Raw genomic sequence first — 18,149 nt, 5'->3', positions numbered from 1 at the left:
GCCGGCGGACACCCGAGCTACTGGCCGGTGTCCGCCGGCACCGGGGCGTTGAGCGGGAGCACCACCTGGAACCGCGTGTCGCCGGGTGCGGACTCGACGCGGATGTCGCCGTGGTGCTTGTTGACCACGATCCGCCACGAGATGTCCAGGCCGAGCCCGGTGCCCTCGCCGACCGCCTTGGTGGTGAAGAACGGCTCGAAGATGCGGCGCATCACCTCCGGCGGGATGCCGGTGCCCGTGTCGCCGATCTCGACGACCGCGGAGCTGTCCTCGCGGAACGTCCGCACGGTCAGCGTTCCGGCGCCGTCCATCGCGCTGAGCGCGTTGTCGATCAGGTTCGTCCACACCTGGTTGAGCTCGCCCGCGTACGCGGGCAACGGAGGCAGCGCCCGGTCGTAGTCCTTCACCACCCGCACGTCGTCGCGGAGCTTGCTGCCGAACATGACGAGCGTGGAGTCGAGCAGGTCGTGCACGTCGACCACCTGGAACGGCGCGCGGTCCATCTGCGAGTACTGCTTGGCCGCGTTGATCAGCGTGGACACCCTGGTGGTCGCGTCCTCGATCTCGTTCATCAGCATCTCGGTCTCGACCGTGTACCCGAGCCAGCGCACGGCCGCCTCGGTGGCCGTCGACGAGCACAGCCCCGCCGCCCGGTCCAGCCACTCGACGTCGAGCCCGCCCGCGACCAGCGTCGGAGCCAGGTCCCATCCGCTGGTGACGCCGTGCTCGTCGAGCCAGTCGCTGACCTCGTCCTCGCGGTCGCTGGCCTCCATCGGGCCCAGCTTGGGCGCCTTCGCGACCTGCTCGACGGCGTTCTCCTGGAGCTTCACCAGCGAGGGCAGCGTCGCCGGGTCGATCGCGCCGCTCGCCAGCATGGCCAGCTTGTGCCGCATCCCAGCGACCCGCTCGCGCAGCGCGGCCGTCGCGCGCACCGCCGCGGCGGCCGGGTTGTTGAGCTCGTGGGTCAGTCCCGCTGACAGCGATCCCAGCGCCAGCAGCCGTTCCCGCTGGCCGACCGCGCGCTGGGTGTTCTGCATCCCGAAGAACAGGCCTTCCAGCAGGTGCATGGCCATCGGGAACCACTGGCGGATGATCGGGCCGAACTCGTCGGCGGGCAGCTGGTACATCACCGTGTCGGTGATCGACTCCACGGTCATCTGGTAGACCCGCGTGTCCGCCGTGTCGGCCTCGAGGTACGCCTGGGTGGCGCCGAAGTACGACCCGCGCTGGTCGGAGCGGCTCACCTCGACGCGCTGGCCGCCGACGTTGCGGCACAACGCCACGGTGCCTTCGAGCAGCAGGAAGAAGCAGGTGGCCGGTTCGCCCTCGGTGAGGACGGGCGTGCCAGCCGGGCGGCTCTCGACCTGGCCGTGGTCGACCAGCCACGCCAGCTGGCCGTCGTCGAGGTGCTCGAAGAGGAACAACCCGCGCAGCTCGTCGGCGTTCATGTCACGACCTCTCCAGGTACCGGTGGACCAGTGTGACCGCCATGGCGCCCTCACCGACGGCCGAAGCCACCCGTTTCACCGAGTCGGCGCGCACGTCACCCGCGACGAACACGCCGGGCAGGCTCGTCTCCAGGTGGTACGGCGCGCGCTCGAGGTGCCACCCGTCCGGGGTGCGGCCGTCGGCGGCCAGGTCGGGCCCGGCGAGCACGAAACCGCGGTCGTCGCGCAGCAGCGTGCCCTCGAGCCAGTCCGTGCGCGGCGCGGCGCCGATGAACGCGAACAGCCAGTGCGCGGGGACCGTGGTCGTCTCACCGGTCTTGGTGTGCGCCAGCGTCAACGTCTCCAGGTGGCCCTCACCCGTGCCGCCGACGACCTCGGTGCAGGTGCGCACCTCGACGTTGTCGATCCGTGCGAGCTGGTCGATCAGGTAGCGCGACATCGACGTGTCGAGCGAGTCGCCGCGCACCAGCAGCACCACCCGGCTGGCGTGCGCGGAGAAGTACACCGCCGCCTGCCCCGCCGAGTTGGCGCCGCCGACCAGGTAGACGTCCTGGCCGGTGCAGCTCGGCCCCTCGGTGGTCGCGGCCCCGTAGTACACGCCGCGGCCCGTCAGCTCGCCGAGCCCTGGTGCGTCGAGCATCCGGTAGGACACGCCGGTCGCCAGGATCACCGTGTGCGCGGCCAGCTCGGTGCCGTCGCCGAACCGCACGACCCTGGCCGCGCCGCGCGGTTCCAGCGCCACCACGTCGCGGGTGGTCAGCACCTCGACCTCGAACTTCAGCGCCTGCCTGCGGGCCCGTTCGGTGAGCTGCTCACCGGAGACGCCGTCCGGGAAGCCGAGGTAGTTCTCGATCCGGCTGCTGGTGCCCGCCTGGCCACCGGTCGCCAGCCGCTCGACCAGCACCGTCCGCAGCCCTTCCGAGCCCCCGTACACCGCGGCGCCCAGGCCCGCGGGGCCGCCGCCGATCACGATCAGGTCGTAGAAGTCCGCGGAGGGCTGCGTGCTGAGGCCGACCCGCGCGGCGAGCTCCGCGTCCGACGGGTCGACCAGGGCGTCGCCTTCGGGCGTGACCACGACCGGCAGCCGGGTGCCGTCCTGGCCCGCCGCGGTGAGCAGCCGCCCGGCCTCGCAATCCACCTCGTCGAGCGCGTGCCAGCGGAACGGGACCGAGTTGCGGGCGAGGAAGTCGCGGACCTCGTAGGACCGAGGCGACCACCGGTGCCCGATCACCCTGACCTGCCGCACCGGCTGCCGGTCGGCCACCGACCACGCCTCGAGCAGCTCGTCGAGCACCGGGTAGAGCTTCTCCTCCGGCGGGTCCCACGGCTTGAGCAAGTAGTGGTCGAGGTCGACGACGTTGATCGCCTGGATCGCGGCGTCCGTGTCCGCGTACGCCGTGAGCAGCACCCGGCGCGCCACCGGGAACAGGTCCATCGCCTCTTCGAGGAACTCGATGCCGCTCATCTGCGGCATCCGGTAGTCCGCCAGCAGCGCCGCGACCTCCTCGCCGCGCAGCTTGATCTCGCGCAGCGCCTCGAGCGCCTGCGCACCGGACTCGGCACGCACGATCCGGTAGCGCTCGCCGTACTTCTTGCGCAGATCGCGCGCCACCGCCCTGGAGACACCGGGATCGTCGTCCACCGTGAGGATCGACGGACGTGCCGCTCTGACGGGCTCGGGAGTCGTCATGGGTGCCAGTCAAGCAGCGGAACTTGCCGCCGTCACCGATGCGCGTACGGTCGCCTTCAGATGTCGCCCACCCGAGGAGCGTTCGTGACTTCCAGCGCCTGCTCGCACATCGCCGCGATCAGCCAGGAACCGGCCCCCAGCACGGAAGAAGGGTGTGAGGACTGCATCGCCAACGGCAGCAGGGGCTGGGTCCACCTGCGACTGTGCCTCGCCTGCGGCCACGTCGGCTGCTGCGACTCGTCGCCGGGAAAGCACGCCAGCAAGCACGCCGCCGCGGACGGGCACCCGGTGATCCGCTCGTTCGAGCCGGGGGAGACCTGGCGCTGGTGCTTCATCGACCACGTCGGAGGCTGACGTCAGGCTGCCCGCGGGCAGCCTGACGTCCAGTGCTCAGAAGTCGACCTCGGTGTCGGTGAGCGGGTAGGCGACGCAGCTGTGCGTGTAGCCGAACTTCGCGTCGGACATGCGCAGCTTGGCCTCCTCGGCGGTGTGCACCTGTCCACGGAGGACGCGGACGCGGCACAGACTGCACTCGCCGGAACGGCAGGCGGCCTCGGGCTGGACGCCCTGGTCCTCGAGCGCGTCGAGCAGCGGGCGGTTGCGCGGGGTGCGGAAGCTGCGGCCCTTCACCGTCACCGTGACCTCACCGGCCGGGTCGACGTCGGCCGGCCAGTGCGGCTGCGCCTCCGGGCGGGCCGGCGCACCGTTGGCCTCGAACCGGATGCGGCGGCGCGGGTGGCCCAGCACCGTGAGCTGCTCCAAGGCGTACGGGTAGAGCGCCTGCGGCCCGCACACGTAGACCATCCGGCCGTTCAGCGGGCCGGTGAGCTCCTCGATCAGCGCCGCCGTGAGGAAGCCGGTGCGGCCGGACCAGGTTGCGGACGGTTCGGCGATCACGTGGTCGACGGTCAGGTTCGGCAGCTCCGCGGCGAGCGCGTCCAGTTCCGAGCCGAAGATGACGTCCTGTTCGTCGCGCGAGCCGTAGATCAGGTGGAAGCGCCGCTCCAGGTCGTTGTCGACGATGTCGCGGATCATGCTCATGGCCGGTGCGACACCGGAGCCACCCGCCAGGAACACCACGTCCTCGCCGTGGAACAGCGGGTTGTGGTGGAACGTGCCCATCGGGCCGGTGGTGGTGATCGTGTCACCGGCAGCCAGCGCGTCGATGAGCTGGTTGCTGATCCGCCCGCCGCGGACCCGCCGGACCGTGAGGTCGTAGTGGTCGAGCCGGGCCGGGCTGGACGAGATCGCGAACGGCCTGCTCGTGCCGTCGGTGAAGACGTTGACGTACTGGCCGGCGAGGAACGGCGGGAGCGGGTCGCCGTTGCCGACCCGGAAGGTCTTCGTGGTGGCCGTCTCGACGACGACCTCGCTGACGGTGAGCGTCAGCCGGTTGGGGTGGTGGCGGGCGATGACGCGCGCCGTCTCCGCGGTGTGGTCCGTGGTGTCGAGGTCGCGCTGGGCGATCTCGGCCTGGATCTCTGCGGCGCCGTCGAAGAATTCCGCGATGGGGTGCATGGTGGTGGGTGCCTTCCTGGGCTCAGGCGGCGGTGAACCGCAGGATTCGGCGGGCGACGCGTGCGCCTGCTTCGAGTGTGGGCTGGAAACCGCCGTAACCGGCCCACGAGCCTGCGAGGTACAGGCCGGTGACGCCGGGCTCGCGCTCGCTGTTGCGGAACTGCCAGCTCTCGGTGGCGTCCTGGTCGAAGCCGTAGATCGCGCCGCCGGGGTGGCCGAGGTAGCGCATCATCGTGAGCGGGGTGGCGACGTCGACCTCCTCGATCGCGTCGCGGACGCCCGGCGTCATCTTCTCCAGCAGGTCGATGAGGGTCTCCGCGTAGGCGAACTTGGTCCTGGCGTAGTCCTCGGGGGCGACCTTGTCCCACGCGTCGGCGTACTGCAGCGTCATGAGGCTGACGTGCGACGCGCCGGTGGGCGCGAACCCGATGGGCTCGATGTCGTAGGAGGAGACGCAGATCCCGCGCACCGGGTCCAGCGTGCGCATCGCCTGGAACGTGCGGTCGTCGTCCATGTCGGCGAACACGAAGCTGGTGCTGGCGTTGAATCCCAGCTCGGCGGGCGTGGCGTCGAGTCCCATGTGGAGCACGAACGCGGAGATCCCGATCCGGCGGGAGCCGATGTCCCTGCGGACGGAATGCGGGACGACGTCCGGGTCGAGCATCCCGTAGGTCAGGGGAGTGGAGGCGTTGGACACCACCGCGCCCGCGGACACCTCCTCGCCGTCGTCGAGCCGCACGCCGCAGACGGCGCCGTTGCGGGTGAGGATGCGGGTCACCGCGGTGTTGAAGCGGACCTGGCCGCCCGCCTCGAGGAACGAGTCGAGGATCGCGGTCGACATGGCCTGGCTGCCGCCGCGCAGGTGCCACGGCTTGAACTCGAGGTAGGCGAACAGGAGCATCGCCATGTCCTGGAACCGCAGCACGGACGGCGGCTGGCCGAGGTAGCTCCAGTAGCTGCCGAGCACCAGCTTGATCCGCTGGTCGTCGAAGTGCTCGTCGAGCACGTCCTGCGTCGGCCGCAGCCCCTGCCGGAACACCACCGCGTCGACCTGCTCCGCCGGCGTGCCGCGCATGGCGGCCATCTGCCAGTAGGTGGTCTGCTTGACCAGGTCGAAGAACTTCTGGACGCGCACCCGGTTGCCGGGGAACGCCGCCTCGAGCGCGTCCACGGCGCCGTCCCAGTCGGCGGGCAGCGTCACGTCGAGCACGCCGGGCACGACCGAGCGGTACAGGTCGTGCTCCTCGACGAACTCCAGCTTGTCGGTGATGCCGAGCTTGCCGAAGAGCCCGCGCAGCGTGATCCGCTTCTGCTCCTCGGTGCCGATCCCGGACAGCTGGTGCAGCGCGACCTCGAACTCGAACCGGCCGCGCCGGAACGACGTCGCGCAGCCGCCCGGCACGTTGTGCCGCTCGACCAGCAGGGTGCGCTTGCCGCCGCGCTGGAGCGTGGCGGCGGCCGTCAACCCCGCGTTGCCCGCGCCGATGACGATCGCGTCGAAGTCGCTCATGAGCCCATCGCCTCGCTCGCGATCCGCTCGAACTGGGCGGCCATGGCCTCGGACAGCGCGGTCGCCGCGGTGAGCGGGCGCACCATGACCAGGAAGTCGTCGATCAGGCCCTCGTCGTTCAGGTGCAGGAAGTCGCAGCCGTTGAGCTCCTTGTCGCCGACGCGCGCGGTGAAGATCAGCGCGAGGTCGTGGCCGTCCGCGCTGATGATCTCCCGGACGTAGCGGAAGTCCTCGAAGACCCTCGAGACCCCGCGCAGGATCGCCGCGGTGATCGGCTTGCCGGGGTACGGCTTGAACGCGACCGGGCTGGTGAACACGACGTCCTCGGCGAGCAGCGCCTCGACGGCGGTGTGATCGCCTGCCTCGACGGCCTTGCGGAACGGGTGCATCGGCGGACTCCATAGTCAACTAGTTGAGTAATCCCTTACGAGATTAGTCACGGCGCTGTAGGCTTGTCCATATGACGTTGCGCTACGCGGTACTGGCCGCATTACTAGAAGGCGAGGCGTCGGGCTACGACATGGCGAAGCGCTTCGACGCGTCCGTGGCCAACTTCTGGACCACCACGCCGCAACAGCTCTACCGCGAGCTCGAGCGGATGGAGATCGACGGCCTGATCGCGGCGCGCGTCGTCCAGCAGGAGCGGCGCCCCAACAAACGGCTGTTCAGCCTCACCGAGGCCGGGAAGCGGGGGCTGCACGCGTTCACCGCTGAGCCCGCCAAGCCCGCCGCGATCAGGGACGACCTGGCGATCAAACTCCAGGCCGTCGACGCGGGTGACGTGCAGGCCGTGCTCGCCGCCGTGCGGGAGCGGCTGGAGTGGTCGCGGGCCAAACTCGCGCGTTACGACAGACTTCGCGCGCGGCTGCTCGACGGCCGGACCGAGGAGGAGCTCCTGGCGAGCTCCGACCGGATCGGGCCCTGGCTCACGCTCATGGGCGGCCGGTCGCTCGAAGAGGCGACGATCCGCTGGTGCGAGGGCACTCTCGCGGTGCTGGGCAGGCGCACGCAGGTCCCTGCCACCGACGCGCGGTAGCAGGGACCTCGTCAGGCTGGTCGTGAGTGATTGGGAGCGCTATAGGCCTCCCAATCACTCACGAGGCTAGGCCGGTGCGATGACCGCCAGGGTGTGGTTGTAGCCGCTGGCGATCGCGGTGACCCCGGTCAGCGGGCTCGCCGCGCAGTTCGCCGCCTGCGGCGCGCACACCCAGCCCGGTGCGCTGCGGTCGGTCGTCGTGCCGTCACCGAGCTGGCCGGTCCAGTTGCTACCCCAGCTGAGGACCGCACCGTTGGCGCCGACCGCGACCGCGTGGCTGTAGCCGAGCGCGAGGACGGTGACACCCGTCAGCGGGTTCTCCGCGCAGTTCGTCGCTCCGACCGCGCACACGCGGACGGGCGTGCTGCGGTGCGTCGTCGTCGCGTCGCCCAGCTGCCCGCTGGTGTTCTCTCCCCACGCCGCAACGGTTCCGCCGGTCTGCACGGCGGCGCTGTGGTGTCCGGCGGCTTCGATCGCGGTGACCCCGGTCAGCGGGCTGGCCGCGCAGTCCGTCGCACCGACGGCACACACCCGCACCGGCCTGATCCGCGTGGTGGTCGTCCCGTCACCCAGCTGACCGGAGGCGTTGTTGCCCCACGAGACGACGGCACCGCTGGAGAGCAGGGCCATGCTGTGCCCGCCGAAGCCCGAAGGCCCGCCGCCCGCCTCGATGGCGACGACGCCGCGGAGCGGGTTGGCCGCGCAGTCCGTCGCACCCACGGCGCAGACGCGCACCGGCATGTTCTGCGCCTGCACGGCCGGACCGCCGGTTCCGTCGCCGAGCTGGCCGAAGTAGTTCGAGCCCCAGCCCACGACCGTGCCGTCGTTCAGCAGCGCCAGGCTGTGGTCGCCGCCCGCGGCGATGGCGACGACACCCGTCAACGGTGCCTTGCAGTTCTGCTCTCCCCCCGCGCACACGTGCGTCGGGGTGGCGCTGTCCTGCCAGGTGCCGTTGCCGAGGTTGCCGACGCCGTTGCGGCCCCACGCCACGACCGTGCCGTCGGACATCAGCGCCAATGAGTGGTTCACGCCGGTCGCGATGGCCGTGGCACCGGTCAGCGGTTCGGTCGCGCAGTCCTTCGCCTCCACGGCGCACACCCGGCCGGGGAGGTCCCTGCTGTTGTACGTGCCGTCGCCGAGCTGGCCCAAACCGTTGCCACCCCAGGAAAGCACGACGCCGTCCGGCTGCAGCGCCAGGCTGTGGCCGCCACCGCCGTAGTACGCGCCGTTGGCCGACACCGCGGTCACGCCGGTCAGCCGGTCGGTCGCGCAGTCGGTGCTCCCCGGCGCGCAGACGACGTCCGGCCGGAGCACGCCGCTGATCGCGCCGTCACCGATCTGCCCGTACTGGTGGTCGCCCCACGTCCGCACGGTGCCGTCCGCCAGCACGGTCGCGCTGTGACCGCTGCCCGCGCTCGCGGCCCGCGCACCCGTCAGCGGGCTGGTGGCGCAGTCGTCCGCCTTCACCGCGCACACCGGCACCGGGGTGGTCCGGTCCGCGGTCGAGCGATCGCCGAGCTGGCCGTTCACGCCGAGGCCCCAGGCGAAAGCGGCACCGGTCGTGGACACGGCCAGGCCGTGCCCACCGCTCGTGGAGATCGAGGCGATCCCGCTCAGCGGCTGGGCGGCGCAGTCGGTCGCGCCCGCCGCGCACACGGGTGCGGGAGTGCGCCGGTTGTTCGTGGTGCCGTCACCGAGCTGGCCGCGGACGTTGAGTCCCCAGCCCACGGCGGTTCCGTTGGTGCGCAAGGCCAAGCTCACGTAGCCGCCGGCGTCGACCGTCGCGATGTCGGTCAGCGGCTGGGCCGCGCAGTCGGTCGCGCCGACCGCGCACACCCGCGCCGGGGTGGTGCGCGACGACGTGCTGTCGTCGCCGAGCTGCCCCAGCTGGTTGTCGCCCCACGCGATGGCGCCGCCGTCCGTGAGCACACCGAGACTGTGCTGGCCTCCCGCGGCGATCGCGGTCACGCCGGTCAGCGGGTTCGCCGTGCAGTCGGTCGCGCCGACGGCGCAGGTGACCACCGGCCGGTCGCTGTTGTTCGGCACGGGGTTGCCCAGCTGGCCCGAGCCGTTCCAGCCCCAGCTCACGACGGCACCACCGGTGCGCAGCGCGAGGCTGTGCCCACCGCCGGCGGCGATCGAGGTGACTCCGGTCAGCGGGCCCGCCGCGCAGTCCACGTCGCACACCGGCGTGGGCGTGGTGCGGTCCTCGTTCGCGTACCCGATGCCGAGCCGTCCGGAGTTGCTGTTCCCCCACGCCACGACCGTGCCGTCGTTGAGCAGCGCCAGGTTGTGGGAATCACCGGCCGCGATCGCGACAACCCCCTGGAGGCGGCCGGTGGCGCAGTTCGTGGACACGACGGCGCACACCGGAACCGGCCCCGGCCGGTTCGTCCTGGTGCCGTCGCCGAGCTGCCCGTGGTCGTTCTCGCCCCAGGACACGACCGTCCCGTTCGACAGCAGCGCCAGGTTGTGGTGCGCACCCGCGGACACCGAGACGACCTTGCTGAGGCTGGTCGCCTCGCAGTCGGTGGTGCCGACCGCGCACACGGTCACCGGCGTCGTCCGCCTGAGCGTCGTCCGGTTGCCCAGTGCGCCCTCGGCTCTGGCTCCCCAGGCGACGGTGCTGCTGGCTGACGGTCTCGGCGGATCCGCGGCGGCCGGACCGCTCGCGGATGAGATGGCGGCCAGCGCCACCAGTGAAATGCCCGTGACGCGGGCAGCCCAAAAACGTGCACGACTCAACGTCATGCGTCCCCCTTGCTAGACACCCCCGGTAAAGCCCCAGGAGGCGAAGGTACGCACAGGTGAGCTTCCGACACAATGTGCCGTTGGGATGTTCTTGCTTGCCGGCGTGGCGTTCGGCCCCGGCCGCCACGTCCGTTCCGCCGCACTTCGGCGATTCGGGTTTGGCGAGGTCAGAGCGGGGATATTGAGGCCCCATGGTGGCGTCGTACCTGGAGTCCATGAGGGCCGGGTTTGCTGTTTTCGTCGGGGTCGGCGCGCTCGTGGTGGCACCGCTGGTGGTGATCCACTACCTCCGCTTCGGCCGCGTCGAGCCGCGGCGGGCGTACGTGCTCTACGCGTTGCTGGCGTACGGGATCGTGGCGCTGGCGCTGATCTTCCTGCCGTTCCCGGACCCCGCGACGGTGTGCCGGGGCGAGCTGATGGTGCAGACGACGCCGTTCCAGTGGGTCACGGACATGCGGCACAACATGGCGTTCTACGGCCGTTCCGGAATCGGCGCGGTGCTCCGGTCGTCGGCGTTCCTCCAGCAGGCGTTCAACGTCGCGCTGTTCGTGCCGCTGGGCATGGTGCTGCGCAAGGCTTACGGCCGCGGCCCGATCTCCGTGCTCGCCATCGGGCTCGGCATCTCGCTGGCCGTCGAGATCGTGCAGCAGAGCGGGAACTTCGGCTACTACCCGTGCCCGTACCGGATCGCCGACGTCGACGACCTGATCTCCAACTCACTCGGCGCGGTGCTCGGCTGGATGCTCGCGCCGGTCGCCGTGGTCGTGCCGGAGGTCCTGTCGCGGGACCGGGTGGTGGCGTTGCCCGACGCGGCGAGCGTGCCGCGCAGGCTGTGCGCGGCGGTGGTGGACTTCCTGCCGGTGCTGCTGCTCGCCCAGGTCGCCGGACCGTGGTGGGCGATCGCGCTGGCCGTGGTGATCCGCGTGGTGCTGCCGTCCGTTGTGGACGGTCACACGATCGGGAACTGGTTGCTGCGCTACCGCATTCGGGCTCCGCATCCGTTGATGTTGCTGTCGCGTGAGCTGCTGGGTGCCACCGGTGCGCTCATCTGGGCGGTCGGGCTGTCGCCGTTGTTCGACGTGTCGTGGCGGGTGGGGCTGGACGTCGTCGTGGTCGCGTTCGTGGTGGTGGGTTCGTTCGTCGTGCCGGTGTTCCGCCGCGACCAGCGCGGCTGGCCCGACCAGGTGACGGGCACGCGCCCGACGAGGACGGTGCCGAGCGCGGACCCGTCCGGTGACCTCGTCCGCCGCGCGTGACCCGGAGGCTCAGTCGGCGAAGACCTCGCGCAGCGCGTTCTCCTGTTCACTGCTCAGGTTGGTGAACAGGAGCTCGCCGGTGCTGTGCTCGAAGGCCTCGTGCACCTTGTCGACGACCGCGTTCGACGTGAGTGCGAACAGGGCCGAGGTTCCCGGGGTGACCTCGTCGCGCACCCGCTTGATGAAGTCGTCGTCGATGCCGACGTCGCCCATCGATCCGGCCACCGCGCCGGTGGCGGCGCCGAGTGCCAGGCCGAGCAGGGGCATCAGGAAGATCAGGCCGAACAACGTGCCCCAGAACGCTCCGCCCAGCGCGCCCGCGCCCGCGAGGTTGTGCATCTGCCGCGTCTTCGGCTTCTTCGCGTTGCCCGGCCAGGAGACGGTCGCGGCGTCGTGCACGGTGATCAGTTCCTCCTTGGCGAGTGCTCGCAAGGTCTCGGCCGCGTCCTCGGCGCCGGCCGGGTCGTCGAATCGCCACACGGTCAGGGTTGCCATCCAGGCCTCCTCGGGATCGGAACTCCGACCACACCGTCCACGCCGGGGCGTGGCGCCCGCCTCCTCCGGAGCGGGTGAGAAGGTCAGTCGCGGTGCTCGGCGGCCATCCGCGCGGCGCCGAACAGCACCTTCGCGATCAAGCCGACGGCGACCAGTCCCACGACCATCTGGACCATCACGACGATCCGCGCGACCTCGGCCCTGGGGGCGATGTCGCCGAACCCGACCGTGCTGAAGACGGTCAGGGTGAAGTACAGGGCGTCGGTCCGGTTGAGCGGCTCGGTGAACGCGCCCGGCACGTTGTCGGCGATGACGGTGTAGGCCGTGGCGAAGAGCACCAGCAGCATCGGCAGGCCGACGCCGACCGTGGTCACCGCCCGCAGCCACGGTGCCTCGGAGCCGAGAATGGCGCGCACCTGCCACGGGATCACGGCACCCAGCAGCACGAGGCCGAGCGCGAACCTGAGCCACGAGCCGGCGTCGAGCGCCCGGTCGAGCGGCGCGACGTAGTAGACGAACACGACCGCGAACGCCAGCGCGGCCGTCCGCAGCAGCGACAGCGCGGCGCGCCTTTTCTCCTTGGTGCCACGTGGTGTCGTCACGGGCAAGCACGGTAGCGGCCCGGCGTGAGGGGTGCGCCTCACCCAGCCGGGGTGGCGACGTCCTGCTGTCGATCGACCTGAAAGCGGGCGACGTGCGCGGCCTGGTGCGGGCGGCTCCCGGACTGTGAGCGCGCTAGCTCGGTTCGACCGGGGCGCCGCCGAAGCCGATCTCGTTGCCGTCGGGGTCGAGGTAGGTCGTCTTGCGCACGCCGTTGTCGTAGACCTCGCGGAGCTTCGGTTCCAGCCCGCGCGCGGTGATCTGGTCGATGACGGTGTCGAAGTCGCTGAAGAAGAGCGTGTGCTTGGCGTGGCCCGCGTGCTGGGGCCGGAGTTCGATGTAGACGTACCGGTGCTCGCCGAGCTCCCACACGGCCTCGACGTCGTTGGGGAAGAACGCCGGTGGCCGTCCGAGCAGGCGCTCGTACCAGGTGAGCGCCGCGACGTAGTTGCTGACCGGGATGCCCGCGAACAGATCGACGTCCATGCCGTCATCGTAGGGACGGCATGGACGCCGAGCCGGTCAGCGCGTGCAGGCCAGCCGGTAGGCCGCCGAGCCGATCAGCTCCAGCGACACCTGGAGGCGCTCCAGGCTGATGTTGTCCGCGATCGTGTCCTCCGGCGTGTGGTAGATCGGCTCCAGCAGGTGCGGACCTTCCTCGCCGCGCCAGCTGAAGTTCGCGGCCGCGATGCCCTTCTCGTGGAACGGCACGTGGTCGCTCGAGCCGCGCGCCACCGGGCCGTGCACCCGCGGGTCGTAGCCGAGTCGCTTCGCGGCGGCCGCGACCTCGCGCGTGGTGGCGTTGTCCGCGCCGTTGAGCGACAGCAGCCAGTAGGCCGTCGCGGGATCGTGGCTGGTGGCGACCATGTCGTTCTGGAACACCCCGGCGATGCGCGCGATGTCCGGCGGGGTGAGCTGCGCGACGTGGTAGCGGGAACCGAGCAGGCCCTGTTCCTCCGATCCCCACAGTGCGAACCGGAGCGCCTTGTGCGTCGGCAGATATCGCAGCACCCGCGCGAGCTCGAGGCACAGCACGGTGCCGCTGCCGTCGTCGTTGGCGCCGGGCGAGCCGGGCACGCTGTCGTAGTGGGCGCTGACCATCACGACCCCGTTGTCCGGTCCGGGGAAGGTGGCCCGCCGGTCGGCGATCACGTTGTAGGACGTCAGGTTCGGGTGGTGCGTCGTTGCCACGGTCAGCTCGCCGGGACCCTGCGCGCGCAGCCGTTCCACGTGCACCTGGGCGACCCCGAGGACCGGCACGGCGACCGTCTGCGTCAGCACCGGCGAGAACGCGGGCGACTTGGTCGCCGGTGGCACCGACGCGCGGCCGAGCAGCACAGCCACCGCACCGCGTTCGACGGCCTGGAGCGTCGGCACGGACCCGGCGGGCGAGTTGACGAACAGCGCGATCTTGCCGGTCAGGTCGTCGGGCAGCTGCGAGCCGTCGCCGAGGTCGACGAACGGCGCGCGCACGGTGACCCCGAGCGCGCCGAACCTGGACGCGCCGGACTGCCAGCGCTTCCCGCCCCGCGCGGTGATCTCGCCGAGGAACTTGTCCGGCACCGTGAACGGCTGCGTCGTGACCTCGTAGCGCAGCTCGCGCAGCACCTTGACCAGGTAGTCCCGCGCCCGGTGCTCGGACTCGGTGCCGCCGATGCGCGGCCCGATCCGGTCGCTCAGCACCTTCAGGTGCTCCAGGGCCCGGCGCGCGCGGACCCGAGCCACCACGGGGAAGTCGCCCAGGTCCAGATCGGGGAGCCCGGAGGCGCCGGGCTTCTGCTTGGTCGCCGCGAGCGCGCCACCAGGGTTCACGCCGACGGCGACGACCCCGGCCGCCGCGGCGAGAAAATCACGTCTGCGCACTGTGTCTCCCCAGCGTCTACCAGTAGTGACGCTGAACGTACGTCGCGTCATCTGCCCTGGACAACCGACAGGAGTCGGATCTGCGGACCCCCCCGATGTGCATGTCCATACATCATCGTGCATAATTCCTGTCGTGTCCAAAGTGCTCACTTCCCTCCCCGCCGGCGAACGCGTCGGCATCGCCTTCTCCGGCGGCCTCGACACCTCGGTCGCCGTCGCGTGGATGCGCGAGAAGGGCGCGGTGCCGTGCACGTACACGGCTGACATCGGCCAGTACGACGAGCCCGACATCGAGTCGGTGCCCGGTCGTGCGGAGGCCTACGGCGCGGAGATCGCGCGGCTGGTCGACTGCCGGGCCGCACTCGTCGAGGAAGGCCTCGCGGCGCTGGCCTGCGGCGCGTTCCACATCCGTTCCGGCGGCCGCGGGTACTTCAACACCACGCCGCTGGGCCGCGCCGTGACGGGCACCATGCTCGTGCGCGCCATGTACGAGGACGACGTCCAGATCTGGGGCGACGGCTCGACCTACAAGGGCAACGACATCGAGCGGTTCTACCGCTACGGCCTGCTCGCGAACCCGTCGCTGCGGATCTACAAGCCGTGGCTCGACGCGGCGTTCGTCAACGAGCTCGGCGGCCGCAAGGAGATGTCCGAGTGGCTGCTCGCGCGTGACCTGCCGTACCGGGCGTCGACCGAGAAGGCGTACTCGACCGACGCGAACATCTGGGGCGCGACGCACGAGGCCAAGGCGCTGGAGCAGCTGGACGCGGGCATCGAGCTCGTCGAGCCGATCATGGGCGTGCGGTTCTGGGACCCCGCCGTCGAGATCGCCACCGAGGACGTCACGATCGGCTTCGAGCAGGGCCGCCCGATCACCATCAACGGCAAGGAGTTCGCCTCCGCCGTCGACCTGGTGCTGGAGGCGAACGCGATCGGTGGCAGGCACGGACTCGGCATGTCCGACCAGATCGAGAACCGGGTGATCGAGGCCAAGAGCCGCGGCATCTACGAGGCGCCGGGCATGGCGTTGCTGCACATCGCCTACGAGCGGCTGGTCAACGCGATCCACAACGAGGACACGCTGGCCGCGTACCACAACGACGGCCGGCGTCTCGGCCGGTTGATGTACGAGGGCCGCTGGCTCGACCCGCAGTCGCTGATGCTGCGCGAGGCGCTGCAGCGCTGGGTCGGCGCCGCCGTCACCGGCGAGGTGACGCTGCGCCTGCGGCGCGGCGACGACTACTCGATCCTGGACACCACCGGCCCCGCGTTCAGCTACCACCCGGACAAGCTGTCCATGGAGCGCACCGAGGACTCGGCGTTCGGCCCGGTCGACCGCATCGGCCAGCTGACCATGCGCAACCTGGACATCGCCGACTCCCGCGCGAAGCTCGAGCTGTTCGCCGGCCTCGGCATGGTCGGCAACCGGCACTCGGCGCTGATCACCGAACCGCAGGTGGAGCCGACCAAGCTGATCGGCGCCGTGCCCGACGGCGGTGCCGAGGTGATCGCGTCTCGCGGCGAGGTCGCCGACGACGAGCTGCTCGACCGCGCCGCGTTCGAGGCGGGCAACGACTGACGAGAGTCAGCTCCTGGGCTGCCATCCGGCGGGCGGGTCCTCACCGACTCGCCCGTCGACGGCTTCGCGGAGCAGATCTGCGTGCCCGGTGTGCCGTCCGTACTCCTCGATCAGGTCGCAGACGCACCGCCGCAGGCTGACCCGGCGCCCGTCGGACCAGGCGAGGTGGGCGAGCTGGTCGAGCCCGCCGTCCGCGAGCGCCGCGTCGAGCCGGGCACGGGACCGTTCGACCGCGCCGTCCCACAGCGCGTACAGCTGCTCGGGCGGCTCGGTGGCGTCGAACGTGAACTCCCAGCTGCCCATGCCGTCCCACCCGAGCGCGTCCCACGGGGCACCGACCGGTTCCCCGCGCAGCTTCGTGGTGAACATGAAGTCCTCGCAGGCGGCGAGGTGCTTGAGCAGCCCGCCGAGCGTCAGCGTCGAGGCGCCGACGCGCGTCGCCAGCCCGGCCGCGTCGAGGTCGTCGGCCTTCCAGCGGAACGTCGCGCGCAGCCGGTCGAGTGCACCGACGAGGTGCTCGACCTCGGTGCCGGCGAGTGGTGGCTCCCACGGGGAATCGGTCATGGCCGGCACGGTAGACCCGGTTGCGGACGTTCGGCTTCCGGAAGGTGGCCGGCCAGGTGCTGGCCGGCCACGTCCGTCACAGCACCCACTCGCCGATGGGCTTGTCCAGCACGTCGGTGACCACGATCTTGGTGCCGGGGTCGAGCTTCGCGTCGAGAGCGACCCGGCCCTTGAGCGTCTTGCCGGCCTCGACGTCGCCCGCCTCCAGGTCGTCCGCGGGTGACGCGAGCATCGCGTTGCCCTTGATCTGGTCGATGTCCTTGCCGTCGGGCGTGATGAGGTGCCAGTACATCGGGTTGACCGGGTACTTGCCCTTCTTGCCGACGTAGGTGATCTCGAGGATCACGAACGTGCCGCTCTCGGGCTTGATGTCGATCGGCGGGCCGCCCTTGGTGGCCGTGGTGACCGAGTTGAGGGTGACCTCGGCGGAGTAGCCCATGGTCTCGTCGGACAACGTGACCGACTTGCCAGCGGCGGCCTTCTTGTCACCGCCGCCGTCGTCGGCCTTGGCGTCCTTCTTGGCCGCACTGCTGCTGGTCGACGTCGATGTGGAACCGGCGACCGGGCTGCCGCTCTCGGAGCCCGAGCAGGCGGTGGTGGTCAGAGCGAGCCCGAGCACGACGGCACAGGCGTATGCAACACGCACAGCTAACCTCTTCTGGAACGAATGACTGAGTTGTCGACGGCATCCTGCCGATCGCCACCACACGCTCAGCACACGCTTTTCGAAAGAGCAGCCGCCACCTCAGTGATCGTGCCGCGCCGCCTGCTGGGCGAGCGCGAACAGCTCGTCGGCCGCGGTGGCCCCCGGCTGCGCGGACCGCAACCGGCGCAGGGCCTGCACCAGCAGGGAGTCGACCTCGCGCAGGCTCCACGTGCGCCCGCCTGCGAGGTCGACCAACTCGGCCGCGCGATGGGCCTCGGCGTCCGACAGCGGTTCGTCACCGGAGTACAGCTCGGCGAGCTCGCGGCCTTCGGCGGTGCCCGACGTCATGGCCGCCACCACGGGCAGCGACATCCGGCGCCGGTGCAGGTCGGCGTGCAGCGGCGAGCCCCAGATGCCGATCAGGTCCTCGACGTGCTGGAACACCAGGCCCACGTGCGCGCCGAACACCCGCAGGTGCTCGATCTGCGCCTGGCTCCCGCCGCCGAACACCGCACCCATCGCGCACGCGCACCCCATCAGTGCGCCCGCCGTGGACGCGGCGTTCCGCACGGACGTGGCCAGGTCCGGCGGGCGGGGTGCGTCGAGTGCGAGGTCCTCGATCTGGCCGTCGACCACCGCCAGCATGGCGGTGTTGAGCATCCGCACGCCCAGCACGGCGCTCGGGTGGCCGCTGCCCGCGAGGACGGTGAAAGCCTGTGCCAGCAACGCGTCCGCCGCCTCGAGCGCCGGCTCGGCGCCGAACACGGTCCACGCCGTCGCCCGGTCGCGCCGGGTGCGGACGCCGTCGGTCACGTCGTCGTGCAGCTGACAATGCTGGTGCGCCAGTTCGACCGCGGCCGCGGCGGCGAGTGCCTGCTCCGGCGTGCCGCCGACGGCCGACGCGGACAGCATCGTCAGTGCCGAGCGGAGTGCCGAGGTGCGTTCGCGCGCGTCCGACCAGCCGAACTGGTAGCCGGCGATGCGGCGCGTGGTCGTCGGCAGCGTGGCGACGGCCGACTGGAGCCGCGGGGTGACGGTCTGCCTGCTCCACTCCAGCACGTCGTGCGCCGAACGGGGGGCGTTGAGGACATCGGTCGCCAGGGACACGGGACGGACGCTAGTGCGTCGCCGAGGCGCGAAACGACGAATCGCCGCAGGTCCGCCCGGTCGTGTGATCCCTCAGACGAGATGTT

General features: G+C 71.0%; 18 protein-coding genes. 5 read left to right on the top strand and 13 right to left on the bottom strand.

Going from position 1 to position 18,149, the window contains the following annotated elements:
- Positions 1–17: 17 nt before the first annotated feature.
- Positions 18–1,448: an ATP-binding protein gene (locus tag FKR81_RS33890; RefSeq protein ID WP_146358311.1), complete on the bottom strand. Its 1,431-nt coding sequence runs from the start codon at positions 1,446–1,448 to the stop codon at positions 18–20.
- A gap of 1 nt (position 1,449) precedes the next feature.
- Positions 1,450–3,138, bottom strand: coding sequence for an FAD-dependent oxidoreductase (locus FKR81_RS33885; RefSeq protein ID WP_146358310.1), 1,689 nt, complete (start codon positions 3,136–3,138; stop codon positions 1,450–1,452).
- Between the two features lie 84 nt (positions 3,139–3,222).
- Between FKR81_RS33885 and FKR81_RS33880 the strand changes: the two genes are divergently transcribed.
- A complete protein-coding gene (locus FKR81_RS33880; protein WP_235921950.1) occupies positions 3,223–3,492 on the top strand; it encodes a UBP-type zinc finger domain-containing protein in 270 nt (89 codons plus the stop codon).
- A 36-nt stretch (positions 3,493–3,528) separates the two neighbouring features.
- Here FKR81_RS33880 and FKR81_RS33875 read toward each other — a convergent pair whose 3' ends face one another.
- The 3 genes from FKR81_RS33875 to FKR81_RS33865 are packed head-to-tail and all read right to left on the bottom strand — an operon-like array spanning position 3,529 to position 6,555.
- Entirely contained in the window at positions 3,529–4,656 is a 1,128-nt protein-coding gene (locus tag FKR81_RS33875; RefSeq protein WP_146358308.1) for a 2Fe-2S iron-sulfur cluster-binding protein, read from the bottom strand.
- A gap of 22 nt (positions 4,657–4,678) precedes the next feature.
- Positions 4,679–6,166, bottom strand: coding sequence for a phytoene desaturase family protein (locus tag FKR81_RS33870; protein WP_146358307.1), 1,488 nt, complete (start codon positions 6,164–6,166; stop codon positions 4,679–4,681).
- Positions 6,163–6,555 (bottom strand): nuclear transport factor 2 family protein, encoded by a 393-nt coding sequence (locus FKR81_RS33865; RefSeq protein ID WP_146358306.1) that lies wholly within the window; start codon positions 6,553–6,555, stop codon positions 6,163–6,165. Before FKR81_RS33865 ends, FKR81_RS33870 begins: the two co-directional genes overlap by 4 nt.
- Before the next feature lie 71 nt (positions 6,556–6,626).
- Between FKR81_RS33865 and FKR81_RS33860 the strand changes: the two genes are divergently transcribed.
- A complete protein-coding gene (locus FKR81_RS33860) occupies positions 6,627–7,202 on the top strand; it encodes a PadR family transcriptional regulator (RefSeq protein WP_146358305.1) in 576 nt (191 codons plus the stop codon).
- Positions 7,203–7,268: 66 nt separating this feature from the next.
- On the opposite strand, the gene FKR81_RS33855 is transcribed toward FKR81_RS33860, so the two are convergent.
- Positions 7,269–9,899, bottom strand: coding sequence for an RCC1 domain-containing protein (locus FKR81_RS33855; protein ID WP_186763336.1), 2,631 nt, complete (start codon positions 9,897–9,899; stop codon positions 7,269–7,271).
- Positions 9,900–10,144: 245 nt separating this feature from the next.
- Here FKR81_RS33855 and FKR81_RS33850 point away from each other — a divergent pair, with 245 nt between their 5' ends.
- Positions 10,145–11,209: a VanZ family protein gene (locus FKR81_RS33850; protein ID WP_146358303.1), complete on the top strand. Its 1,065-nt coding sequence runs from the start codon at positions 10,145–10,147 to the stop codon at positions 11,207–11,209.
- 9 nt (positions 11,210–11,218) lie between these two features.
- Here FKR81_RS33850 and FKR81_RS33845 read toward each other — a convergent pair whose 3' ends face one another.
- Both FKR81_RS33845 and FKR81_RS33840 read right to left on the bottom strand, forming a co-directional pair.
- Positions 11,219–11,704 (bottom strand): DUF1269 domain-containing protein, encoded by a 486-nt coding sequence (locus tag FKR81_RS33845; protein WP_146358302.1) that lies wholly within the window; start codon positions 11,702–11,704, stop codon positions 11,219–11,221.
- Positions 11,705–11,787: 83 nt separating this feature from the next.
- Positions 11,788–12,306 (bottom strand): potassium channel family protein, encoded by a 519-nt coding sequence (locus FKR81_RS33840; RefSeq protein WP_235921949.1) that lies wholly within the window; start codon positions 12,304–12,306, stop codon positions 11,788–11,790.
- Here FKR81_RS33840 and FKR81_RS43930 point away from each other — a divergent pair.
- On the top strand, positions 12,297–12,434 hold the full coding sequence (locus FKR81_RS43930; protein WP_186763335.1) for a hypothetical protein: 138 nt from the start codon (positions 12,297–12,299) through the stop codon (positions 12,432–12,434). The two genes, FKR81_RS33840 and FKR81_RS43930, sit on opposite strands and share 10 nt — an antisense overlap.
- A 5-nt stretch (positions 12,435–12,439) precedes the next feature.
- Here the strand turns inward: FKR81_RS43930 and FKR81_RS33835 are convergent, their stop codons facing one another.
- Both FKR81_RS33835 and FKR81_RS33830 read right to left on the bottom strand, forming a co-directional pair.
- Positions 12,440–12,790, bottom strand: a complete 351-nt coding sequence (locus FKR81_RS33835; RefSeq protein WP_146358301.1) for a VOC family protein — start codon at positions 12,788–12,790, stop codon at positions 12,440–12,442.
- Between the two features lie 36 nt (positions 12,791–12,826).
- Positions 12,827–14,167, bottom strand: a complete 1,341-nt coding sequence (locus FKR81_RS33830; RefSeq protein ID WP_235921947.1) for a M28 family metallopeptidase — start codon at positions 14,165–14,167, stop codon at positions 12,827–12,829.
- Between the two features lie 133 nt (positions 14,168–14,300).
- On the opposite strand from FKR81_RS33830, the gene argG reads away from it, so the two are divergent.
- Positions 14,301–15,746, top strand: coding sequence for an argininosuccinate synthase (argG, locus tag FKR81_RS33825; protein WP_146358299.1), 1,446 nt, complete (start codon positions 14,301–14,303; stop codon positions 15,744–15,746).
- Between the two features lie 6 nt (positions 15,747–15,752).
- Here argG and FKR81_RS33820 read toward each other — a convergent pair whose 3' ends face one another.
- The 3 genes from FKR81_RS33820 to FKR81_RS33810 form a co-directional block, all read right to left on the bottom strand.
- The gene (locus FKR81_RS33820; protein ID WP_146358298.1) at positions 15,753–16,310 is read right to left on the bottom strand and encodes a mycothiol transferase; all 558 of its coding nucleotides are present in this window, start codon (positions 16,308–16,310) and stop codon (positions 15,753–15,755) included.
- 76 nt (positions 16,311–16,386) lie between these two features.
- Positions 16,387–16,956: a DUF4352 domain-containing protein gene (locus tag FKR81_RS43925; protein WP_186763334.1), complete on the bottom strand. Its 570-nt coding sequence runs from the start codon at positions 16,954–16,956 to the stop codon at positions 16,387–16,389.
- A 99-nt stretch (positions 16,957–17,055) separates the two neighbouring features.
- Entirely contained in the window at positions 17,056–18,063 is a 1,008-nt protein-coding gene (locus FKR81_RS33810; RefSeq protein ID WP_235921945.1) for a polyprenyl synthetase family protein, read from the bottom strand.
- Between the last annotated feature and the right edge of the window lie 86 nt (positions 18,064–18,149).

Source organism: Lentzea tibetensis (assembly GCF_007845675.1).
Lineage (GTDB): Bacteria > Actinomycetota > Actinomycetes > Mycobacteriales > Pseudonocardiaceae > Lentzea > Lentzea tibetensis.
This window is presented reverse-complemented; position numbering and strand designations above follow the sequence as displayed.

What these genes read in the sequence shown, in the direction of transcription:
- FKR81_RS33890 (WP_146358311.1), bottom strand. Translation starts at nt 1,448, where the DNA reads ATGAACGCCGACGAGCTGCGCGGGTTGTTCCTCTTCGAGCACCTCGAC.
- FKR81_RS33885 (WP_146358310.1), bottom strand. Translation starts at nt 3,138, where the DNA reads ATGACGACTCCCGAGCCCGTCAGAGCGGCACGTCCGTCGATCCTCACG.
- FKR81_RS33875 (WP_146358308.1), bottom strand. Translation starts at nt 4,656, where the DNA reads ATGCACCCCATCGCGGAATTCTTCGACGGCGCCGCAGAGATCCAGGCC.
- FKR81_RS33870 (WP_146358307.1), bottom strand. Translation starts at nt 6,166, where the DNA reads ATGAGCGACTTCGACGCGATCGTCATCGGCGCGGGCAACGCGGGGTTG.
- FKR81_RS33865 (WP_146358306.1), bottom strand. Translation starts at nt 6,555, where the DNA reads ATGCACCCGTTCCGCAAGGCCGTCGAGGCAGGCGATCACACCGCCGTC.
- FKR81_RS33860 (WP_146358305.1), top strand. Translation starts at nt 6,627, where the DNA reads ATGACGTTGCGCTACGCGGTACTGGCCGCATTACTAGAAGGCGAGGCG.
- FKR81_RS33850 (WP_146358303.1), top strand. Translation starts at nt 10,145, where the DNA reads ATGGTGGCGTCGTACCTGGAGTCCATGAGGGCCGGGTTTGCTGTTTTC.
- FKR81_RS33845 (WP_146358302.1), bottom strand. Translation starts at nt 11,704, where the DNA reads ATGGCAACCCTGACCGTGTGGCGATTCGACGACCCGGCCGGCGCCGAG.
- FKR81_RS33835 (WP_146358301.1), bottom strand. Translation starts at nt 12,790, where the DNA reads ATGGACGTCGATCTGTTCGCGGGCATCCCGGTCAGCAACTACGTCGCG.
- FKR81_RS33820 (WP_146358298.1), bottom strand. Translation starts at nt 16,310, where the DNA reads ATGACCGATTCCCCGTGGGAGCCACCACTCGCCGGCACCGAGGTCGAG.